Annotated in this window: 21 protein-coding genes; 11 read left to right on the top strand and 10 right to left on the bottom strand. The window is 43.5% G+C overall.

The features are described 5' to 3' along the window. Positions 1-384 precede the first annotated feature (384 nt). The 4 genes from pepN to K5Q73_RS08860 all read right to left on the bottom strand — a co-directional run bounded on the left by pepN (position 385) and on the right by K5Q73_RS08860 (position 5,770). On the bottom strand, positions 385-3,030 hold the full coding sequence (gene pepN / locus K5Q73_RS08875; RefSeq protein ID WP_220761278.1) for an aminopeptidase N: 2,646 nt from the start codon (positions 3,028-3,030) through the stop codon (positions 385-387). Between the two features lie 245 nt (positions 3,031-3,275). Beyond that, complete coding sequence (gene lpoB / locus K5Q73_RS08870; RefSeq protein WP_220761014.1) at positions 3,276-3,869, bottom strand: penicillin-binding protein activator LpoB; 594 nt, start codon at positions 3,867-3,869, stop codon at positions 3,276-3,278. Between the two features lie 23 nt (positions 3,870-3,892). After that, positions 3,893-5,260 carry a COG3014 family protein gene (locus K5Q73_RS08865; protein WP_220761016.1) on the bottom strand — a complete coding sequence of 456 codons (1,368 nt, stop codon included), beginning with the start codon at positions 5,258-5,260 and terminating at the stop codon, positions 3,893-3,895. A gap of 297 nt (positions 5,261-5,557) precedes the next feature. After that, a complete protein-coding gene (locus K5Q73_RS08860; RefSeq protein WP_220761018.1) occupies positions 5,558-5,770 on the bottom strand; it encodes a SlyX family protein in 213 nt (70 codons plus the stop codon). Positions 5,771-6,220: 450 nt separating this feature from the next. On the opposite strand from K5Q73_RS08860, the gene fkpA reads away from it, so the two are divergent. Together fkpA and K5Q73_RS08850 are read left to right on the top strand one after the other, a co-directional pair. Further along, positions 6,221-6,988 carry an FKBP-type peptidyl-prolyl cis-trans isomerase gene (gene fkpA / locus K5Q73_RS08855; RefSeq protein ID WP_220761020.1) on the top strand — a complete coding sequence of 256 codons (768 nt, stop codon included), beginning with the start codon at positions 6,221-6,223 and terminating at the stop codon, positions 6,986-6,988. 299 nt (positions 6,989-7,287) lie between these two features. Further along, on the top strand, positions 7,288-7,659 hold the full coding sequence (locus tag K5Q73_RS08850) for a YacL family protein (RefSeq protein WP_220761022.1): 372 nt from the start codon (positions 7,288-7,290) through the stop codon (positions 7,657-7,659). A 92-nt stretch (positions 7,660-7,751) separates the two neighbouring features. On the opposite strand, the gene K5Q73_RS08845 is transcribed toward K5Q73_RS08850, so the two are convergent. Both K5Q73_RS08845 and narQ read right to left on the bottom strand, forming a co-directional pair. Beyond that, complete coding sequence (locus tag K5Q73_RS08845; protein WP_220761024.1) at positions 7,752-8,381, bottom strand: response regulator; 630 nt, start codon at positions 8,379-8,381, stop codon at positions 7,752-7,754. A gap of 89 nt (positions 8,382-8,470) precedes the next feature. After that, a complete protein-coding gene (gene narQ, locus K5Q73_RS08840) occupies positions 8,471-10,183 on the bottom strand; it encodes a nitrate/nitrite two-component system sensor histidine kinase NarQ (RefSeq protein WP_220761025.1) in 1,713 nt (570 codons plus the stop codon). 253 nt (positions 10,184-10,436) lie between these two features. Here narQ and nrfA point away from each other — a divergent pair, with 253 nt between their 5' ends. After that, positions 10,437-11,840: an ammonia-forming nitrite reductase cytochrome c552 subunit gene (nrfA, locus tag K5Q73_RS08835; protein WP_220761027.1), complete on the top strand. Its 1,404-nt coding sequence runs from the start codon at positions 10,437-10,439 to the stop codon at positions 11,838-11,840. Positions 11,841-11,960: 120 nt separating this feature from the next. On the opposite strand, the gene K5Q73_RS08830 is transcribed toward nrfA, so the two are convergent. After that, positions 11,961-12,503: an isochorismatase family protein gene (locus K5Q73_RS08830; RefSeq protein WP_220761029.1), complete on the bottom strand. Its 543-nt coding sequence runs from the start codon at positions 12,501-12,503 to the stop codon at positions 11,961-11,963. 262 nt (positions 12,504-12,765) lie between these two features. Here K5Q73_RS08830 and K5Q73_RS08825 point away from each other — a divergent pair, with 262 nt between their 5' ends. The 5 genes from K5Q73_RS08825 to aroG all read left to right on the top strand — a co-directional run bounded on the left by K5Q73_RS08825 (position 12,766) and on the right by aroG (position 17,613). Continuing rightward, the gene (locus tag K5Q73_RS08825; protein WP_012154094.1) at positions 12,766-13,104 is read left to right on the top strand and encodes a P-II family nitrogen regulator; all 339 of its coding nucleotides are present in this window, start codon (positions 12,766-12,768) and stop codon (positions 13,102-13,104) included. Positions 13,105-13,116: 12 nt separating this feature from the next. Further along, positions 13,117-14,367, top strand: a complete 1,251-nt coding sequence (locus tag K5Q73_RS08820; protein ID WP_220761031.1) for an ammonium transporter — start codon at positions 13,117-13,119, stop codon at positions 14,365-14,367. 258 nt (positions 14,368-14,625) lie between these two features. Then, entirely contained in the window at positions 14,626-14,982 is a 357-nt protein-coding gene (locus K5Q73_RS08815) for a hypothetical protein (RefSeq protein WP_220761033.1), read from the top strand. Between the two features lie 108 nt (positions 14,983-15,090). After that, entirely contained in the window at positions 15,091-16,278 is a 1,188-nt protein-coding gene (locus K5Q73_RS08810) for a lipopolysaccharide assembly protein LapB (protein ID WP_259650745.1), read from the top strand. Between the two features lie 279 nt (positions 16,279-16,557). Further along, the gene (gene aroG / locus K5Q73_RS08805) at positions 16,558-17,613 is read left to right on the top strand and encodes a 3-deoxy-7-phosphoheptulonate synthase AroG (RefSeq protein WP_220761037.1); all 1,056 of its coding nucleotides are present in this window, start codon (positions 16,558-16,560) and stop codon (positions 17,611-17,613) included. A gap of 58 nt (positions 17,614-17,671) precedes the next feature. Here the strand turns inward: aroG and K5Q73_RS08800 are convergent, their stop codons facing one another. Beyond that, on the bottom strand, positions 17,672-17,848 hold the full coding sequence (locus tag K5Q73_RS08800; protein WP_220761038.1) for a hypothetical protein: 177 nt from the start codon (positions 17,846-17,848) through the stop codon (positions 17,672-17,674). A 342-nt stretch (positions 17,849-18,190) separates the two neighbouring features. Between K5Q73_RS08800 and K5Q73_RS08795 the strand changes: the two genes are divergently transcribed. Beyond that, complete coding sequence (locus K5Q73_RS08795) at positions 18,191-19,963, top strand: ABC transporter ATP-binding protein/permease (protein WP_220761040.1); 1,773 nt, start codon at positions 18,191-18,193, stop codon at positions 19,961-19,963. A gap of 129 nt (positions 19,964-20,092) precedes the next feature. Further along, positions 20,093-20,356, top strand: a complete 264-nt coding sequence (locus K5Q73_RS08790; protein ID WP_012154101.1) for a hypothetical protein — start codon at positions 20,093-20,095, stop codon at positions 20,354-20,356. A gap of 66 nt (positions 20,357-20,422) precedes the next feature. Here K5Q73_RS08790 and K5Q73_RS08785 read toward each other — a convergent pair whose 3' ends face one another. Both K5Q73_RS08785 and K5Q73_RS08780 read right to left on the bottom strand, forming a co-directional pair. After that, positions 20,423-20,620 (bottom strand): hypothetical protein, encoded by a 198-nt coding sequence (locus tag K5Q73_RS08785; RefSeq protein WP_220761042.1) that lies wholly within the window; start codon positions 20,618-20,620, stop codon positions 20,423-20,425. Between the two features lie 185 nt (positions 20,621-20,805). Beyond that, positions 20,806-21,372, bottom strand: coding sequence for a phosphoglycerate mutase family protein (locus K5Q73_RS08780; RefSeq protein ID WP_220761044.1), 567 nt, complete (start codon positions 21,370-21,372; stop codon positions 20,806-20,808). Positions 21,373-21,488: 116 nt separating this feature from the next. Here K5Q73_RS08780 and K5Q73_RS08775 point away from each other — a divergent pair, with 116 nt between their 5' ends. Next, positions 21,489-22,238 (top strand): ferredoxin--NADP reductase, encoded by a 750-nt coding sequence (locus K5Q73_RS08775; protein ID WP_220761046.1) that lies wholly within the window; start codon positions 21,489-21,491, stop codon positions 22,236-22,238. Positions 22,239-22,292: the final 54 nt, after the last annotated feature.

Here is a 22,292-nt window from a genome sequence, read left to right as displayed (position 1 = left end):
TACAAGGTTAGCTGCATCTATTTTAAATTCTGTTGAATAAGTTGGTTGAGTCTTCATTACGTTTACACCGTTCTATATTAAGGGCAGTTTACCTCATATCGGTGTACAAGTTTATTAAGCCACAATACTTACGGGAAAGCTCGGAAAAGCAGGGAGCAGAGAAGTGGGCATTAGGATGCTTTGCTTTTTCTAGGGCCTAGAACCTAGAATGCTGCGCGGCTAGAGCGAACTTGGTCCTGCTATAAGATCAAAAGAGGGCATTGATTTAGGCTTTTGCTTTTCCTGCTTTTTCGTTTTTGCCCTTTCGGCTTTATCCGTCTCTGCTTGTACCGTCTTAGCATTTCCCTAGAACCTTCTCTTTTTTCCTCGAAACTTCTTTTCGCCTTAAGGCTTCATCTTTGATTTGATTAATAAGCACATTTGCTCGTGTTGCACGGCCTCTTTTAGGGCGCGCAGGCTGGAAGCTGGCAAGGTGTTTTCAGCTAATGTCGTTAATGTGGCACTAGGTTCAGTGGCGTTGTTTGAATCAATAAGGCGTTGTAATCGAACGGCATTAGCATAGCTGCACTCTGTTGGGATCAGTGTCTTGTTATAGGTGCGCATAAACACGGGATCATGTGTATTACTTATCTGTTGCAGTGTTACGAGTCGTTGCTCGGCTGTTACGGCGCTCAGCAGTTTCTGCTCGCTTGGATAAAGGTTTTCCATCACAGTGCGAACTTTAGCAAAAGGCAGGTTTGTGGGTTGCTGAATTCGATTTAACCACTGGCTTTTTTTCAAAGCTTCGGGCCGAACTATCTGGGCGGCTAATGCCGATTTTTGTCCGCTATCAGAGTTATCCGCCGCCTGTTCTTTACTGAGCCAATAGTGAGCATTACGGTGATCAAAGCGGTTGAGGTGAACGACCATCTTCCAGCGTAGATCTTGGTCTATCTCAATTCCTTTAATATTGGCCGTTTTTTTGAGTAGAGCATCCATATGATCTAATGCATCGCTGCTGCGGCCAAACTCAATATAAATTGCAAACCAGCGCCTCTGAATATCACGGTTACCTTTATTGACCATCACCTTTCTAAGGCTCATTTGTTCAATGGCTCTTATCGCTTGTTTGGCGTAGCGTTGATTGATTGGTGCCATTTTGTCTAAGTAGCCCCGTGCGCTTGATAGACTGGATAGCACTTGATCTAAGATGGTGAGATCGCGCTCGCCCGGTAAGTTGATAAGCACGGTACCTATGTAATCATTTAACGATAAATTGCCACTTTGAACGCTGTCCCACAGGCTTTGCCACAACATGGAACGAAGTAGCGGATCTTTGACCGATGATAAATTAGCTTGTGCCGTTTTAAATGATGTCGAGTCTAGGCTTACTTTTACAAAGCCCCAATCTTGATAATTAGGGTAGACCAGAGCTGGACAGTGTAGGCCGATAACTTGCTTAACTTCTGTGTTCTCACCACTATAGGTAACGGGGATGCTAATGTTGTGGTGTAAACGGTCTCGGCCTTGAGTAAATAAGCCTAATAGTACTTTTTGTTCCCTAAGAGTAGGTAAGGCACTACTTGCAGCAGTTTGCTTGAGGTTAAAGCTGCTGATCCGGCCATTGCTGCAGCTAAATTCGGCTTGCAGAATGTTGACTCCTGCATGGTAAAGCCAGTCTTGGCTCCATTGACCTAAGTCCCGTTTTGCTGCCTGCTCTAAGCTGGTGATAAAGTCCTTTAACTCGGCGTTTTGATAACTGTATTGAGTCAGGTAGTTCTGCACCCCTTTTTGAAATGTTTTCTCGCCAATAAGGTAGCTCAGTTGCTTCAGTGTCGATGCCCCCTTGGAATAGGTGATGGCGTCGATATTGTCGAAAGCGTTTTGGCTGCTGGCGACAGGCACCTCAATTGGGTGAGTACTGGCTAAACTATCTTGCTGGTAAGCCGTTTGCTTATTCTTGGCGTAAAAACTGCGCCAAGCATGGCTAAACTCTGCTATTTGGCTGGTGGCCATTGTTCCCATAAACGAAGCGAAGCTCTCGTTTAACCATAAGCCGTTCCACCACTTCATGGTGACTAGGTTGCCAAACCATTGGGGCGCCATCTCATGCATGATGACGCTGGCTAGGCGTTGTTTCTCGGTGCTCGTCATCTCGCTATTTGATAAGAAACGACTTTCACTGAATGTAACTGCTGCTGCGTTCTCCATAGCGCCATAGAGAAAATCTGGTACTAAGACCTGATCGTACTTGCTAAATGGATAGGGGATCCCAAAGTAACTGTCGAAGAAAGTTAACCCCCGCTGGGTGTAGTTAAACCAGTCTTGTTCATCGACCTGCTTAGCAACCGACTGCCTCGCAAATAAACGTAATGGATACTTACCTGAGTTATCTTGCCACTCATAATAAGGGCCTGCGTGCATAGAGAAGTTATAGGGGCTGAGCTTAGGTGACTGAGGAAATACCCAACGACGCTGCTCACCTTGAGCGCTCACAGAGGTCTCTCTCATGGCACTGATCACTGTCCACTCCTCAGGTGCAGTAACAGATAATGTGAAGCTTGCCTTAAGGTCGGGCTGATCGAATACGGCAAACATCTGCTGCGCAGCTGCGGGCTCAAAGTGAGAGTAGAGGTAGATCTTGTTATCAACCGGGTCGATGAAGCGATGCAGGCCTTCACCATTGCTGCTGTAATCGCGAGTGAACGCCACCTCTATGGTGTTGCTACCATTATTTAATAAACGGGGATTGAGCTGGATATAGCTATTGTTGTAGTTGGGATAGACCTTTTTTCCATTGAGGCTAAAGCTGTTAATTCGGGCTTGATTGAGGTCTAAACTCAGGGGCTGAGTGGTGTCGCTTAGCTCAAAGCTGACTTTGCTAACGGCGCTAAAGTCCTGCTCGGTTAAGGTAAAGTCGAGGTCATAGTGTAGCTTTGAAATTCGCTCAGAACGATCCGCAGCAACTTGCTGGCTAATGTAGGGAGTAGCATCACGCTCTATACTCATTTGGCTACCGCTAGCATTTGAGGCAATCAAAGAGCAAAACATAGCGGCGGTAAAGCCTATAAACGGCAACTTCAAAACAGCATCCTTAATATTAAATCTAATGGACTTTAGCCCTTATTATTTTCGACATTGTTGTCTGCTTTTTAAATAGCTATGGCTCGCGAGCAGAAAGGCCATAAGTTACCTTATTTCTAGTTACTGAAGAAGCATTAAAGTCGTCAATTTTAGCCAATAAAAAAGCCAGCATCTAGCTGGCTTTTTCATTGTAGGGGAATTCCGTTACAGAATTATAGGCCTAAGAAAGACTTAGACTTAACCTTACGGATCTCTTTCTCGTCAGACCATTCGATTAGACCTGTTTCAAGATCCATTAAACGCATGGTCATCTTGTAGTAAACGTCTTTAGTGCTGCCATCTTGCTTTACGATGCTCGACAGGTTGCCGTATAGCATGAACTGGGCACCAATTTGACGACCGAAGTTAATCGCAGTCGATGGGTCAACCATACCTGAGTTGTTCTGGTAGTCTAACTGCTTACGAACTGAATCGACTTTGGTCATATCGATAAAGCGGAATTTACCTGAGCGTAGTAGCTTATTGCTGATAGAATCGGTAACAGATTCAGTATCGATATGCTCTGAGGTCTTGTTCTTGATCTTATCGACAAAAATAATTGGACGGTCATTGGCTGTCATTGCCACAACAGGTGGGAAGGTCAGCATGCTGTCGACCATTTTAGCGGCAATAGCCTGAAGATCGCTTGAGCCGAAGTTCTCGTTAACGGTTTCCACTTCTGTGGCATCACCGTATTCAACTTTTGATTGGCAGGCAGATAAACCGATAACTGCTGCAAGAATAAAAATGACTTTAAATTGTTTCATAGTAAGTTCCATACAAGTGATTGCTAAATGATTATTGAATAAAAACGGGTGTAATTACCAGTGTCAATTACCCAGACTAAGGTTGTACGTCCACTCTTAACTTCAATGGGGTCGGCTGGGTTGTTGTCTAGCATAAGCGAATAACGACCAGGTTTTACATATGCACGGGCGAGCTGTGCCTGTTCCGGTAAGGTTAACCAGCTACGTCTATCGGCTTGTTCGCTGACGACGTTAAAAATCTGCATGGCGATAGAGGCATAGTCGATGTCATTGTTACGCCTCTTAGTGTCACTCTCAACGCTTCGTGCCATCTCAGATTTGGCATAGATCCGTGCGGCTTGTCTTACTAGTGCCGCAGGAAGCTCTTCTTTGAGAGCGGTAATGGCTAAGGCATCGATATTGGCTAGGGGGGCGGTTTTAAGCACAGTACCTAAACCTTGAATTTGCCCCTGCCTGACGGGTTGTTTGTTAGGGTAATAAGTGGCTAGAGATGCAGTCTGCCAATTACCGTGAATGGTAAAAGGCACGGTGAAGCTCTGTTTCTCAGGTACAAAGCCACGTTCAAGCATAACGATGACTTGGCCATCGCCTTTGTTAGGCAGTACCGCTTCACCCCAGCGCCGTTTAAATTCATCGTACTGAGGCATAGAGAGTTGCTTGGCGAGCCTGACTAAATCTTGCTGGAGATAGGGGTTGTTTGGGGTGATCTGCGCAGCTTTACGATAATCGATAAAGGCATCGTTCGGTTCACCTAAAATCTCATGCAGCATACCTGTGGTGTAATAGCTATAAGCGTTCAAAAAAGAGCTGGTGGTAGTGCCTGCAGCTTTGCCTAGTTTATTCATCTCTGCGTCTATGGTGCCATTAGCCATAGCTTGCACTGATTTATTCGATTTTTGGTAGCGAGCCTGCTCTTGGCTTTGTAACTCATTACTGCGACGGACTTCGACCAATGCCCCTTGGGGATCGCCATCGAATAGGTAGTTTAGTGCCTGATACTGATGCAGCATGATGCGCTCATAACCTGGGCCGCGATAAGGAATAACATTGTCGTTGACGAACAGACTGCTGGCAGTGGCTCCTGCGTCGCTTAGGCTAAGTTTGGCCTTATCATCGAAAGCGAGGTAAGCAGATACGGCTTGCTGGTAGTATTGTTTACTGGCATCGAAGTTACCGGCAATCTGTGCGCTTCTACCGGCCTCTTGGGCATAGAGCAAGCCATCGGCGCCATCGATTTTTGACTCGACAATCTTTGCCGCATTTTGTGGGGTAGGTGAATTTAGCTGAGCCTTAACGGGGGCAATTTGAGAAGGGTAATTAATAAAAATGCTGTTAAACGCGCAGCCACTAAGGCTTAGCATTATAGTTGCTAGCAGTAGTAAGCTTCTCATTTGCGGATCTCATTGATTTGCATTAGTAGCATTGCCTTCCTTAAAACTGACTTTGTCTGGCTAATGAACTCTGAACAACATTGCAGCTGTTAGTCGATTTTATTCAATTATAAATGATTAAAGTGCAGACCTTAGATTAATAATAAAAACATACAATATTTCAGTACGATATCAAGGGTTTTATAACGAATTTAAGCTGAACATAAGATGAATATTGTAATCGGATGCTTAAAAGTACAGGCTATGTTGTACTCTTTTTACTCGATTAAATCTACTCATCTTAAGTGGCTTGAACCCTTAATAGTGGGGAGGAGGTGTTTCTTCTGACTGGCTTGCCATATTGCTTGGTTCAACAGCTTGTAACTTACTAAGAAGGATCCGTAGTTGATCTTGCTGTGATGAAAGCAGGTTATTGAGTTTAATGACCTGGGTGTTGAGCTCTTCAATAGTGCCATCTTGAAAGGCAATCTTCATTTCTAGCTCTTCGACACGATTTTCTAAATTATCCAAATTAACCTCGATGGATAGGGGACGTCACTTACTCTGCGACTCATTGAGAAGGCGCAAGAGATGTTATGGTTACGCTGAGTATACAACGCCTAGCTACCTATATGGAAACTTGGTTTATAAACTATGGTGGCAAAAATTTAAGCTGAAACCTGAATGAAGGCTGACAATTGTGTTAACTGAATGATGTTGTGAATGAACTCGCTCTAAATTCTGTTGTCTTTAAGATGACGATTAAGGTAATCATTGCTAAGTTATCGGCTAGAAACCGCTATATTTTGTCGAGACAGGTGTAGAGAATAGATTCATATCCATTTGAACAAGATTGGTTATTACTAGACGGATCGCTTTTAATCAATCGGATTGGAATAACCAATTTAACTAGTATAAAGTGGTTCGCCTAAATAAAAATAAAGGTTAGTTTAACCACGTGTAAATGCTGAGGAAGCTTTAATGAAATCGATTTATAAATATTCACTAGTGGCTTTGGCCGTAGTCGGTCTAACGGCATGTAACCAAGAGCAAGCGGTTGCAGTCGATGCCCCTGTAGAATTAAAAACTGAAGCGCAAAAAGAAGCTTACAGCGTGGGTGCATCTATCGGTACTTATATGGCTGGCCATATTAAAGAGCAAGAAGAGCTTGGTCTAAACGTAGATAGAAAGCTAATCGTTACTGGTTTCAGCGAAGGCCTAAACAGCGAGCTAAAACTGACTCAAGAAGAGATGCAAACGATTTTGCAAACGCTTGATGAGAAGCTAAACGAGAAGCGTCAAGCACAGGCAACAGCTTTAGCAGAAAAGAGCCTAGCCGAAAGCAAAGCTTTCCTAGATACGAACAAGGCTAAAGAAGGCGTTGTGACGACTGATTCTGGTCTACAGTATGAAATCATTACCGAAGGTACTGGTGACAAGCCTGTAGCTGAAGACACTGTTAAAGTGCATTACGTAGGTACATTAACTGACGGCACTGAGTTTGATAGCTCTGTTGCACGTGGTGAGCCAGCGACTTTCCCACTAAATCGTGTTATTCCAGGTTGGACTGAAGGTGTTCAGTTGATGTCTGTTGGCTCTAAGTACAAGTTTGTTATCCCTGCAGATCTTGCTTATGGCGACCGTGACACAGGTACTATCCCTGCAAACTCTACGCTAGTATTTGAAGTTGAACTACTTGATATCGAAAAAGCTGCAGCACCAACTGCTGATGCAGCGCACGCACACTAATCGATGAACATGCTCAATCATTCGCTTGAGTGATGGAAGCTGCGAGAGTTTGGTAGTATTAAAAAGGACGCTTATAGCGTCCTTTTTTGTTGGCTTTGACCCATCCTAAATGTCTTCTAACTGATAATTGTTGTCGGTGATATTTTTACGGTTTTTAGCTGCTAATTATACAAATGCTTTGTTGTATTTTTAGTCTTAGCGGCTATTTGTATGAGTTTATCTTGTGGGAATCGGCGCAAGCATAGAGTTATTGGGTTAAAATGATTTTTAGAAGAGATATTTAATTTTTGAGTCCAATTATGGAATACGATTTTTTACGTAACACGATTACCGATACTGTGTTTGCTCGCTTTAGTATGGATCATGAGGCATTAGGTTTTTGGTTGTCAGAAGAGCTTGCCGATAATAGCGAACTTTATGTTGAGATCTGTCAGCACATCGAGCGATTACAAAATGGCCAAGGTAATGAGTGGCGTTTGGTGGGCAAAGCGTTATCGCTTGAATTGGATACTGAGCAAGCGAGGATTTTTGCCAATGACATCGAAGATAACGATGATCAAGAATTGGATGAGTCTATGTCATTTTATGATGGCGAGTCGGAAGCCTTTTGTGGATTAGAAGACTTTTACGAGGTGATTGTGAATTGGCGCCGTTTCTTAGACGAAAATTGATTGCCGGTCTTCAGATTTATTCATCATCAACTTGGCGTTTATACCAACAAAAAAGGCAGCTTATCGCTGCCTTTTTATGCTTTTGCTGTAAATTACTGGTTTAAGTAACGAACAGCCATTTCAGTGCGTGACTTTGCATTCGCTTTGCGCAGTAAGTTTTTTACATGCACTTTTACTGTGCCTTCACTAATGTGCAGTTGCTCAGCAACGATACGATTACTCTGACCTTCGGCAAGATGCTGCAGAATTTCGAGCTCTCTAGGGGTAAGGTTTTCGAGCCACTCTTGCTCGTTAACCGAGCTATTAAGCTCTGACAAATAGTCTTGAACGTTATCGCTGATCACTCTGTGGCCTAACATGGCATTTTTGAGCATTTCAAGCAGCAGATCAGGCTCAGTATCTTTAAGTAGATAGCCATCGGCACCAGCTCGAACTAAGCGGATCACGTCTTGCTTAGCATCTGATACCGTTAAAATCACGATACGAGAAGTAACACCTTCCTGCCTGAGGGCATTAAGGGTGTCTAGACCCGTCATTCCCTTCATGTTGAGATCGAGCAATATGATATCAGGTTCATTATCGCTAACTGCTGACAGCGCATCTAAACCACTGCCAGCTTCGCCAAATAAGGTGAAATCAGAGTCAGAGGTAACAAGCTGACAGATCCCACGGCGTAGCAGTGGGTGATCGTCAATAACTAGAACTGAATAGGGCTTTCCCATTTTAAGGCCTCCTGCTGAGGTATATTCGTCAAAGTAATAACGCAAAAATCTATTAATCGCTCAAAAATCAGCAGCATAGAAATCAAATTCTATTCGCTTGGCTCCTGTTGAGGCGGGAAGGTAAGGGTCACTGTGGCCCCTCCTTTTTTATTCTGGCTAAATTCTACCACACCCGAGAGGCGGCTGGCGCGTTCATGCATAATTCCTAGACCAAAATGTTGGTCACGCTCCTTTAACTCCTCGATGCCAACGCCGTCATCACTGATACTGAACACGACTTTTTCCTTAGAAACTTTCTGGCAGCTAATATGGATATGTTTAGCATTAGCATGTTTTATGGCGTTTAAGGTCGCCTCACGAGTGAGCTGTAAAATATGAATATGTTGATGCGGCCCCAATAGCTGGGCGGGTAATTTGTAGTCCAAGCTGATAACGGCATCAGATTGACTGCGTAGCTGCTCTATCATGGCCTCTATCGCATGGCCTAGATTTGGATCTTTGATGGTGAGTCTGAAAGTGGATAATAGCTCTCTAAGCTGAACATAGGCGGTATTTACGCCCTCATTAATCTCTTGTAACTGCTGTGCAGCCGTTTCACTCTTAGACGTTTTATCTAGTTCTTTTGAGAGTAGGTTGACTTGGATCTTAAGGAAAGATAATAGCTGTCCAAGGGAGTCGTGTAGTTCTCTAGCAATCACGCCGCGCTCATCCATAAGAGCCAGTTGCTGACGCTGTTCACCTGCATTGTAGATCACCATAGAGCGGGCGAGCATAATGGCAAAATTATTAAACAGCGGGAAAGAGAAGGGCTTAGATGAGAGCACTTCTAAATAACCTAGGTTATTGTCTTCAAATTGTAATGGGAACTGTTGCGTGTTTTCGCTATTGTGCGGCCAATCTGCATCGTTATCTGTGGCGATGATGTCGACGACCTCACCATCTTGAACCATGACTAGGCGTAAGCGAGCCTCGCTTTCGTGGGTCTGAAGTTGATTGAGTGCTAGGGTTAAACTATTAGAGTCAAGTTTGCTGGAATGCAGCATCACTAGGCTATCGTACAGCAAGGTCAACTCGTTGTTAGCGCGGGTTAAGGCGATGGTTTTCTCTTGTACTTGCTCCTCAAGCCCTTGGTAAACCCCCGCCAGCTTTTTCACTGTAGAATCTAATGCACTGCTTAATGCACTTAATTCTAGGTACTCTGTTTTAGGCATCTCTACATTAAAATTACCTTGTGAAATTGTATCAGCAGCCTGCATCAATTGTTGCAGTGGTTTAACAACCTTGCGTTTTGCGAGTCTTACAGTAAAAAAAGCGATTAACAGCATTAATGCTAATCCTGTTATTTGACTTACGGCTAAAAACCTCAACTTTAGGGCGGCGTATTGTTCGGTTTCGAGCACGAAAAGATCGATTGTATCGACAAAATCTTTTAGCGCGGCGGCATATAATCGAGAGTTTTCAGACTCTATGTAATAGCGCATCACCTGCCATTTATCGATAACGTTTAAATATTTCTCTTTTAAATCCAGCGGAGTATACCAACCCATAGATTGCTTAAGCGCTTGAGAATGTAAGGTATTTTCGAACTCCTTGATTTTATCACTAGCGGCATCACTGCCAGAGTTAGCATAAAACATGAGTCGGTAACTTTGCATACGCAGTGACCCCGAGGCGTTAATGGCTCTGGCATCCCCTAGGCTGTATGACAAATTGATGATAGCGAAAATAGCTAGGGCACTCGACAAGAGAATGAGTGTGAGCATGAAGCCCCATATTGCCGAAGTGAGTCTGCCTTTTTTCATTAGAAATCTCTTTATTGGAGTTTATAAGCTGATAATTTATCGCCGTTTAACATTAGTGGATACTTGATTACATTAACAAATACGCAAAAGTGTGAGCAACAACACGTTCACAAGTTGATCTATCGCAAGGTTTACCCCGGATACCTCATAGGGGGTATGTCTTTGTCAAACGTAAGTGATTAGATTCAATATCGTAATAGGTGGGACTATACAAAAGAATACAAAAGAATATAAAAAGTAACATGGAGATGAGATGGTGAAAACATTAACTAAAAAGTCTTTTGCACTCAGTGCAATCGTAGCTGCAAGTTTAATGGCTGGTAGCGCAATCGCAAGTGATAAAACAGAGCCTCGTAACGAAGTTTATAAGGATAAGTTTTCTAAGCAATATAACAGCTGGCATGAAACATCTGAAAGTGTAGAGATCATTGATGCGCTAGAGCAAGATCCAAATCTAGTTATTCTTTGGGCGGGTTATGGCTTCGCTAAAGACTATAACAAGGCTCGTGGCCATGTTTATGCGGTAACTGATTTACGTAACACACTACGTACTGGCGCGCCTAAAACAGATACAGACGGTCCAATGCCAATGGCATGTTGGTCTTGTAAGAGCCCAGATGTACCTCGCATGATCGAAGAGCAAGGTGAAGACGGTTACTTCACTGGTAAGTGGTCTAAAGGCGGTCCAGAAATCGTTAACTCTATCGGTTGTTCTGATTGTCACGAAAAAGGTAAGTCTAAGCTACGTATCTCTCGTCCATACGCTGAGCGCGCAATGGAAGCTATTGGCACACCATTCGACGACGCTTCTCGTAAAGATAAGCAATCTATGGTTTGTGGCCAGTGTCACGTAGAGTACTACTTCGAAAAGACTGCTGATAAGAAAGGTTTTGTTAAGTTCCCATGGGACAAGGGCACAACTGTTGAAGATATGGAAGCATACTATGATGCTATCGACTTCGCAGATTGGACTCATGCAATCTCTAAAACTCCTATGCTAAAAGCACAGCACCCAGGCTATGAAACTTGGCAGCTAGGTATGCACGGTAAGAACAACGTAAGCTGTACTGATTGTCACATGCCTAAAGTTAAGAATGCTGAAGGCCGTAAGTTTACCGATCACAAAGTGGGTAACCCATTCGATCGTTTCGAAGAAACTTGTGGTACTTGTCATGACCAAAGCAAAGAGTTCATGGTTAACCTAGATAACGAGCGTAAAGCTAAGGTTAAGCAGATCCAACTACAAGCTGAAGAGCAGTTAGTTAGAGCTCACTTCGAAGCTGGTGCTGCTTGGAAAGCTGGCGCAACTGAAGCTGAAATGGCTCCAATCTTATTGGATATCCGTCACGGTCAATGGCGTTGGGATTATGCAATCGCTTCTCACGGTGTTGCATCTCACGCTCCAGATGAAGCGTTACGTGTACTAGGTACTGCACTAAACAAGGCTGCTGATGCTCGCGTTAAGCTAGCTCAACTACTTGCTAAGAAAGGTGTACCACAGCCAGTAGCTCTTCCAGATATCTCTACTAAAGCTAAAGCACAAGCGGCGCTTGGTATGGACATGAAGAAGATGAACGCTGATAAGGCTGAATTCAAGAAGACTGTTCTACCTAAGTGGGATGCTGAAGCTGAAAAGCGTGAAGCGACTTATAAGTAAGTCTTACACTGAATAGCGCTTAAATATTAAAAGCCCTCATCGGAGGGCTTTTTTATTATGGGCTACAACCTAGCCAAAATAAGCCGATACTCGGGTTTATACTTTTTCAGGTTTGTCTGATTATTTGATTAGCTTTAGCAGGCTCTTAAACCGCTCGCCCTTCGCTTGATGCTGTAGCTCAAACAGCAGTGACTCCACATTGGTCTGCACTGCGCCATATGCCAGCATCATTTCAATACCACTGGTTTTATTGATCGCTTGCCTCGATGAGACGGCATCTATCACAAGGTGAACCTGATAGCCGTTATCTAATAGATCTCTACAGGTCTGGTAGACGCAGATATGGGTTTCAATCCCGGCGAGGATAATATGTTTCTGAGTAAGGCCTGTGAGCCTTGTCCTAAATTCATTAGCCTGCCAACCACTGAAGTGTTCCTTGGTGATGGGCGTGGTGGTCTTTTTCAGTTCTAGGGCTAACTCTTTACTCGTTGCACCAAGTTTATCTGGGATCTGTTCCAGCCAAAGAATAGGCAGCTCAAATAATTGCGCCCCCTTAATCAGCTGCGCTAGCTTTTGATGCAATTGTTCACTTTGCTGGACGATGCTGGCTAGCTGCCCCTGCACATCAACCACAACCAATACACACTCATCTGCTTTTAGCATCTTTGCCTTCTTTAAATTGATAAGAGGAGAGAGCGAGTCAGTAAAGCGGATCTCGCTGAGTACGCCAATTAGAAATAGGTCTAAGTTGGTATTTGTTACGCTTTATCTTTGTGCAGACATTGAATAATTGCACTCATCTGGTGCATTTTTATGCGCCACCTGCCCTTTGTTTTTATCTATCTGTATGAATTTATTCGATTAGTTATTGTGGCCTGATGCTTGAATTATATTTCGTTAATCGAAAAAGGAATTGGAGTGAGTCATGAAATTGGTTAGTGCGATCATTAAGCCATTTAAATTAGACGATGTACGAGAGGCGGTGGCGGGTGTCGGTATTGAAGGCATGACAGTTACTGAGGTGAAGGGTTTTGGACGTCAAAAGGGTCACACCGAACTGTATCGAGGCGCCGAGTATCAAGTGGATTTTTTACCTAAGGTAAAGCTTGAAATTGCGATTAAGGCAGACAGGCTAGAGATGTTACTTGAAGCGATAACAGGGGCGGCTCGAACTGGAAAAATAGGTGACGGTAAGATTTTTGTGACAGATCTTGAGCAAGCTATTCGGATCAGAACTGGCGAACATGATAACGATGCACTTTAAGGGGATAAGCGAATGGATGATTTAACCAAACTGGGATTGACGGTAACCGAGTTACGCTTTGCCCTAGATACCTTCTACTTTTTGATTTCAGGTGCACTAGTAATGTGGATGGCGGCGGGTTTTGCCATGCTTGAGGCAGGCTTAGTACGCTCGAAGAATACGACTGAGATCTTAACTAAAAATGTCTGCTTGTATTCGATTGCTTGTGTTATGTACCTGATTGTTGGTTATAACATCATGTATGTTAATAATGGCGAGGGGGGTTGGTTACCCTCATTTGGTTCCTTGATTGGCACTCAGGCGGAAGGTGCAGACCATGCACTAGAATCTGATTTCTTCTTTCAGGTGGTATTTGTTGCTACAGCTATGTCTATCGTATCGGGTGCCGTGGCTGAGCGTATGAAGCTGTGGGCTTTCTTAATTTTTTCAGTCTTTATGACGGCGGTGATCTATCCGGTTGAAGGCTACTGGACTTGGGGGGGTGGATTTTTAGCAGAAGCCGGTTTTGTCGACTTCGCAGGCAGTGGTATCGTGCATATGGCTGGCGCAGCCGCTGCTATTTCAGGGGTGTTACTACTAGGTGCACGTAAAGGTAAATACGGTGCTAACGGCCAAATCAACCCTATTCCTGGCTCTAATTTGCCTATGGCAACCTTAGGTATGTTTATTTTATGGATGGGCTGGTTTGGTTTTAACGGCGGCTCACAACTACTGCTATCTGACGCAGAAAATGCCAGTGCGGTGGCTAAGATTTTTGTTAATACCAATTCGGCTGCGGCTTTTGGTGCTATTTCAGCATTAATTGTATGTCGACTCATTTGGGGCAAGGCTGATTTGACCATGATTTTAAATGGTGCATTGGCAGGCTTAGTGGCAATTACCGCCGATCCTTTGTCTCCGTCACTGGCTATGGCGGGTGTCATTGGTATTGCTGCTGGTGGTTTAGTGGTGTTCTCGATTGTGGCCTTCGATAGAATTAAGATAGATGATCCTGTTGGAGCTATCTCAGTTCATGGTGTTGCGGGATTATTAGGCTTAATTTTAGTGCCTGTATCGAATAGCGAGGCTTCGTTTTTAACTCAGTTATATGGCGCAGCTGTGATTTTCGCTTGGGTGTTCTTTGCTTCTGGAGCTGTATGGATGGCACTTAAGCTGACCATGGGGATCCGTGTTACCGAGGAAGAAGAGTATAACGGTATGGATGCATCCGATTGCGGTATCGACGCATATCCTGAGTTTGTCTCGGTTAAGAGTGGCAGCTAGTCAGTCAGCTTTAAAAGATATCCACCACGAAGCGCTCACTTAGTTTTTACGACAATGTAGTGATCAACTAAATTTGGACACGAAGAAAAGAAAAACTCGATATTGCTTTTCTTCGTGTTCATAGTGTCCTTTGTGGCTCATTGTTATATTTCGAAGCTATTGCATGTTTATCGGAAATTTTGACTCTGGCTTTTCGTATTTAATACACAAGAGATTTAAGCTAAAGTAGATGCAATATTGCTCATTAATGGCTCATTTATGAAAGCGTTTAATTTTCTGAGTTGTCTACTGCTCACGGGGCTCATAACACTTGCAACGCTAACAGCAAGTGTCAGTGCTGGGCAGGTCGTAGTGCGTAAGTCTAGTGAACCTTTCGATGCCTTTGCGGTGCGAGATGAGGTGCAAAGGCAACATGCATGGCGTGAGGCGTTACGTTTTCAGCAGCAACTTCAAATCTTACAGGCTTTACCTTTAGGTTGTGTACCCGTTGCTATGCCTTATCGTTACTTCTCTTGCCAAGGTCTATATTACCGCCCTTATCCCTACCAGAATAAAGAGCTATTCATCCAAATCGATCCCCCTAATGTCGATACTCCAGCGGTGAAGGTCGATTAGGCTCAACGGGGAAATCTTTAGAAGATTTACGTTTTGTAACGCATTTACACCCTAGGAATATTTTCATGACATATGCTTAATGCAGAGAATCTTTGCGTAGTGAGTGTGATGAAACAGTCTATTCTGCTACTAATTCTGCAATTAACCCTGCCACTCCCCCTGTGCCTGCTGCTAGTCAGTGGTTGTGCAACTCAGAGTCTGCAAACCTCCGATGACTTGACGGTTTATTTTCATGATGAGTTTTTTAGCCCTACTCAAGAGCTACCTGATGCCGATACGCTATTTGAACTACCAGAAGACGCGCTGAGCTCGCTTCGAAGAGAGGTCACTCGTTCAAAGGGCTACCAACATCAATCTAAGGTTATGTTGCATGAGTGGTTAGCTAATTACATCAATGCTGCAGATGGTGGTTTTCGTTATGCCGATAACGTCACAAGAAGCGCGGCGGAGACCTTCAATGATAGAGAGGGTAATTGTTTGTCATTAGTGGTATTAACCGCTGCTCTGGCAAAGGAATTAGATGTTAAGGTGGAGTTTCAAGAGATTGATATTCCACCTGTATGGGATAGGCAAGGGGGATTCTATCTAGTTAATGGCCATATTAACCTTAAGCTTGTGGCTCAAGAAAAAGGTCATACCTTCAATTTCTCCACCCAAGCTATTCAAATTGATTTCTTACCAGAACGAGCCATGCAGGGGTATCAAAAGCGTCGTGTAAGCATGTCGACCGTCGTCTCTATGTTCTATAACAATATCGCGGCTGAGGCACTGGTAGCCGGGGACTATGATCGCGCCTACGGCTTGTTAAAACTTGCTCTAATGCAAGAGGAATTGTTTTTACCTGCGCTAAATACCTTAGCCGTTCTCTATCGCTATAAAGGGTTAGATCAGCAAGCAGAGGCTCTGTATAAATATGTATTGAGTGTTGATCCTGAAGATATGAATGCGCTCAATAATTACGCCATCATGCTATCGGCGCAAGAGAGGTTAGATGAATGGAGCAATGTGCATAAGGTGATGGAGCTTGCACGGATCCGTAACCCTTATTACTACTACGGTATGGCGCAGCAGGCTTATTTCGACAAACAGTATCAGGATGCACTTCTCTGGTATAAAAGAGCGATAGCTAAAGCCGACTATCGACACGAATTCTATTTTGGCCTTTCTCGAACTTACTGGGTTACCGGGGATGAAAGACGCGCTGAGCAGAGTTTAAAGAAAGCACTTAAGCTAACGACCGATGAGCATAATAAACGCCGCTATCAGACTAAACTACATGCGATGAGAAGCCATTAGCATATTTTGCGATATTAGCTTTATGCTCAATAAAGGCCTTTAGCTTGATTAATGCGCTTTGCTAATAAAAACCTAAAGCTTCACTTGGCTATCACGCTACTTTTTTGAATCTAACCGTAATATTCCCAAGAGACTAATCTCTTTTTAAACAATAAATTAAAAATAATCATATGAAATAATAATAACTTGATTGCAATCTGGCTTTTTACTGGATAAATTGAATGCAGTATCGCAATTGAGAGATCTGTATTCATAGGCTAGACGGAGCTAAGTATTACCATGTATTACCAAAATGATGATGTTCGAATTAACAAGATTAAAGAGTTGTTACCTCCAATTGCTATCTTGGAGCGATTTCCTGCAACAGAGAACGCATCGGCTACCGTATTTAATGCCCGTGAAAATATCCATAACATTTTAGCCAAGAAAGATGACAGGCTATTAGTAGTGATTGGCCCATGTTCTATCCATGATCCTGTGGCGGCGCTCGAGTATGGTAAGCGTTTAGTTGAGTTGCGTGAGCGTTATAAAGATCAGCTCGAAATTGTTATGCGAGTCTATTTTGAGAAACCTCGTACAACTGTGGGTTGGAAAGGCTTGATTAACGACCCTGATATGGATAATAGCTTCAAGCTAAATGATGGTTTGCGTACCGCAAGAAAGTTGCTGTTAGATCTAAACAATATGGGCTTGCCAACAGCTGGGGAGTTCTTAGATATGATCACGCCTCAGTACGTGGCAGATCTTATGTGTTGGGGAGCCATTGGTGCACGCACCACTGAGTCTCAAGTGCATCGCGAGCTAGCTTCGGGTCTTTCTAGCCCCGTGGGCTTTAAGAACGGCACCGATGGTACTATTAAGGTGGCAATCGATGCGATTGGCGCCGCAAGCGCACCACATCATTTCCTATCTGTGACCAAGTTTGGCCATTCGGCGATTGTCGAGACCAAAGGAAACCCTGATTGCCATATCATTTTGCGTGGCGGTAAAGAGCCAAATTACAGCGCGGAGCATGTCGCCGATATCAATCAGCAACTAGAGAAAGCCGGTTTAGCAAAAAATATCATGATTGATTTTAGTCATGCCAATAGCAGCAAGCAATTTGAACGTCAGATGCTGGTCGCTGAAGACGTGGGAGCTCAGATGGCAAACGGCGATGAATCTATCTTTGGCGTAATGGTTGAAAGTAATTTGATAGAAGGTCGTCAGGACCATATTGAAGGTCAATCACTTTGCTACGGTCAAAGTGTGACTGACGCTTGTATTGGTTGGCAAGATTCTGAAAAGCTATTAGAGATCCTTAACAGCAGTATTGTTAAGCGCAGAAATCGATAATGAGTAAATAGAAAAGGAGGCAATAGCCTCCTTTTTTGATCAAATTAATTGGCTAAGGTTATTTCTTCTCTTGCTCAATTAAGTATTCGTTGGCTTTCGCTAAGCTGCCAAAAGAAGCAATTAGATTACTCTGTCCCTTTTCTTGGATCTCAGGGTTTCCTGATTGAGTCATCATCCATATCCATGTTTGGATGAGTGGTAACGGGGGATATTCTGGCTTGGATGAGTCCAGCATGTTTGCATCCTTTTGTCGTTAACGTTAGAAAGAGCATATTCCAGCCCTTCTTGTCTGTTTACTTTTAATATTTTGCCGAAGAGTATCAAATTCTTTTCTTTGAGTTAACAGAATTTGCGCTACTTAACACAAAATTGCCGAGAAAGGTGCAAACTACTCCTAATGGAGAGTCTAAAGTGCACTCTATCGAACTAAAGTTGTACGATACCACAGCTCATCGCTAGCGGTCGTTAACTTTTTATAAACATATCTCTGGTGCGATAGGTGTAAAATAAAGCTAACTTACTATTATTTAATCAAAAATAATCTCAGTTTGAGTTTTAAAAAAAATTGGAACTTTAAATGCGCCCCTCTTTATATTTCGATGGCCCTGTTGGTAAATTAAATTGGCATGTGCTTCGCATGCTATGGCCTTACCTTATTGAGTTTAAACAAAGAGTTGGCTGGGCCTTGCTATGTCTGGTTATTGCAAAAGTTGCCAGCGTAGGCCTACCGTTTATTCTTAAAGCCTTGGTTGATGGGCTGTCCAACACTTCTGCCGAGAAACTGATCTCGGTTCCTATCTCTTTAGTCGTTGCCTATGGCTGTATTCGCTTACTCAACACCATTATTTCAGAGGTGAGAGACACGCTTTTTGGGCGAGTGACAGAGCGTGCGATCCGTCGTCTAGGCATGGCGGTGTTTGAACACCTGCATCGTTTAGATATGTCGTTTCATTTAGAGCGCAGGACGGGCGGGCTATCGCGAGATATCGAGCGTGGCACCAGTGGTATGAGCTTCTTGATGCGCTTTATGGTGTTTAACATAGTGCCGACAATTCTTGAAATCATCCTGGTTGTGGGGATCTTATTTTATAACTACGGCTATGCCTTTGCCGGCGTAACCCTGCTATCTGTGGTTGCCTACGGGGCTTATTCAGTAGTAGCTACCGAGTGGCGTACTGGCTATGTACGTGATGCAGCTAAAGCCGATTCAATCTCCAGTACCCGAGCGATCGACAGTCTGCTTAACTATGAAACGGTTAAGTATTTTAATAATGAGCAGTATGAAGCTCAGCAGTATGATGTGGCATTGGCGCAGTGGGAGGAAGCTAAGCGAAAGAATCGACTCTCCTTGTTTGCATTAAATGCGGGGCAGGCTTGTATCATCTCGGTAGCGATGACACTGATGTTAGCTATGGCAGCGTCGGATGTGGTGCAAGGCGAGATGACGATAGGTGATTTTGTATTGATTAACGCCTTTATGATGCAGTTATTTATTCCGCTTAATTTTTTAGGTTTTGTTTATCGAGAGATCCGTGGCGCCTTTGCCAATATTGAGCGGATGTTTGATCTATTGGATAAAGTGCCTTCAATCCAAGACTCGGCTAACGCTAGCAGCCCTGAGTTGAGTAAAGGTAGGGTGTCATTTGAGCATGTTGGCTTCAGTTATGACTCTAGAAAGATTTTAGATGACGTCAGTTTTACCATAGAAGCGGGCCAAAAAGTGGCTATTGTTGGCGATAGTGGCGCAGGGAAGTCGACACTAGTTAAGTTGCTATTTCGCTTTTATGATGTCGCCGATGGACAGATTTGTATCGATGGACACGATCTGCGTTCCTTGACGCAGAGCTGTTTGCGCAAGGCCATAGCGATAGTACCTCAAGATACAGTGTTGTTTAATGATACCTTGGTTGAGAATATCCGCTATGGTCGACCTGATGCTACTCGAGAAGAGATAGATACAGCGATTAAGATGGCGCATCTTAGCCAATTTATTGAGAGTCTTCCTGAAGGCGGAGAAACTAAAGTTGGAGAGCGAGGGCTTAAGTTATCTGGTGGGGAAAAACAGCGAGTTGCAATTGCAAGAGCGATTCTAAAGAAATCACCTATTTTAGTCTTTGATGAGGCGACTTCATCTTTAGATAGTCATTCCGAACAGGCTATTTTAACCGCCTTAAAGGAGGTTGCGAAAGGCCATACTAGTTTAGTGATTGCTCATCGACTCTCCACCGTTGTCGATGCTGATCGCATCATAGTCCTGAGTAAGGGCAGAGTGGTAGAAACAGGTAACCATAATGAGTTACTCGCTGCTAAAGGCTTTTATGCCAACCTTTGGCGGGTCCAACAGGAGTAATGAACTAAAAAAACAGCTTATTATTAAAGTATTATTAAGAAAAGCCTGTTTAGGGTTCAGCATAGGTTCAGTTTCATGTGTCTATAATCAATCACAACTTAACGGGACGCTAATGCAGAGAAGGTCACAATGAAAAATATACCTATACTCGTACACATTGAAGGGCAGGACAGCAAAGTTAATACCGATTGGCTTGCGATTATGGCGACACTAAAAAAACGTGGGCTAGAAAATGATGAACTTGAAGTGGTGTATTTTGAATTATGTGCCGGTATGCGAGTGACGACCCGAGGATTAGGCTTAGCGAAAGCCAGCCCTATTGATCCATTACAAGGGCTATTACATGAGCCGAAGTTTTCGGCTAGAGATTATGCTGGCATGCTAAGCGCCTAATTAATAGAGTTTCTTATCGCTCAAGGCTATGCCGATTAAGCTTTAGCTGCTTGGGCTTTTAATCATTCAAGTAATAGGCTTACCCATTTTCCAGCCATCGCAGATCAGTTTAGGTTGAAGAGAAGGTTCTTTTGTTGGTTTCAATCCGATAATTTTACCTTCTCTAAAGCAGATAAACTCACCTTCAATGTTGGTCATTCGCTGACAAGTGCTACAGCTCGCCGATAGCGGCTTATTGTTTGAAGAGGTATTTGATTTACTCACCGTATATTCCTCACTGCTACTTATTGCATCTAATTGATTTTGTGTAGAAGTTCGGTAATCCCCTTTCCCGAAGCCCGTATTTAAGCATTTAAAGAGCAATATACCAAGCTTTATACCTCATCCTGCTAAATAGTTTTTCGTTTTATTCGCATTTTAATTCAGATTTAATTAAGACTTATATATGTTTACTTGCCAAAGTGGCTTTGGCTCAGGCTTACGTCCCCTAATTCAGTAATAGAGAGTTGATATAGAGTCCCATATTGAGCCTCATCAATTGTTGGCAGACTTGGCCCTCCTAGCGCCTTAATGATAAGCGGGACAGTGTTAGAGTGTCCGGCAATCAGGCTGTTCCCCGAAGTTTGCTTGACTAAAGTGACCACTGAGGCTACATGCGCCGCTACTCCAAACTGAGTGTCGGCAATGATCACCGGAAGCGATCTTTGGCTAGCAATGGGATCTAAAGTCATTTGAGTTCTTTGATAGTTAGACGCAATAAGTTGAGATAATTCTAGAGGCTGCAGCGCTTCCTTCAAGGCTAGTGCTCTTTGGTGTCCCGCTTGAGTCAACATTGGGTTACGACTGCCATCAGCAATTTTTTCAGCATGACGAACTAATACTACAGTCTTGGCTTGTGAGGCGCTCTTAGGCTCACTGAGGGAGGAGTCAGTTGACTGAGCTACACTGGCCAGACTGATAGAAAATAATAGCAGCCCAAGCATTGAGGTTGTGATTGATTTTAGCTGTAATCTCATCTGCACACTCCGTTAACGATAGCTTGTCTATTGGCTAGACTATTCTTTCTGAATATGAAATAAAAGCTAATGCAGGTTTAATTATTCTGGTTCGGTCAGCTGTTTTAGGAGGTGCTATGTGGATTGAAGGTCGGGTCATAGAGAAGCGTGACTGGAACGAGAAGTTATTCTCGCTAAAGATTAAGGTCGATATTGGAGACTTTACTGCTGGGCAGTTTATTAAACTCAGCCAGGTTGTGGATGATAAACGGGTTGGCCGGGCTTACTCTTTAGTTAACCCACCGGGAAGTGACTATATCGAGGTGTTAGCTGTAGCGGTCGAAGAGGGGCTGTTATCGCCAAACCTACAAGAGCTCAGTGTTGGTGACGTTATTGATGTTGCTACTAAAGCGTCAGGCTTTATGACCTTAGATGAATTACCTAAAGAACAACATAAAGGTAAACACCTATGGTTTTTAGCCACTGGCACGGCAGTTGGTCCCTTCATCTCTATGATGGATACCAGTGAGCCTTGGTTGAGCTATGAAAAAGTGGTCTTGGTGTATGGCGTACGTAAAGTTGCAGACTTAGCTTATCTCGAGCAGCTTAAACAGTATGAAAAAAGCTACCCGCTGCAGTTTACACTGGTGCTATCGGTGACGCGTGAAGAGCATATTGGCGCACTATCTAGTCGCATCCCCGATGCCATTATCTCTGGGGAACTGGAAGCTAAAGTCGGCTTAACGCTTAGTCCTGAAATCTCACAAGTCATGATTTGTGGTAATCCTGAGATGATTACGCAGTCACAGCAGGTATTACAAGATAGGGGATTGATGAAAAATCTTCGCCGTGCTCCAGGGCAGATTACCGTTGAGCGTTATTGGTAAACGGTATCGATAAACTGTATCTATAAACGGTATTGGAAAAATGATATAGCTGCT

It is taken from the genome of Shewanella sp. MBTL60-112-B2 (assembly GCF_019655055.1).
Taxonomy (GTDB): domain Bacteria; phylum Pseudomonadota; class Gammaproteobacteria; order Enterobacterales; family Shewanellaceae; genus Shewanella.
Note: the sequence above shows the minus strand (reverse complement) of the source record. Positions and strands in the feature narration are given on the sequence as shown.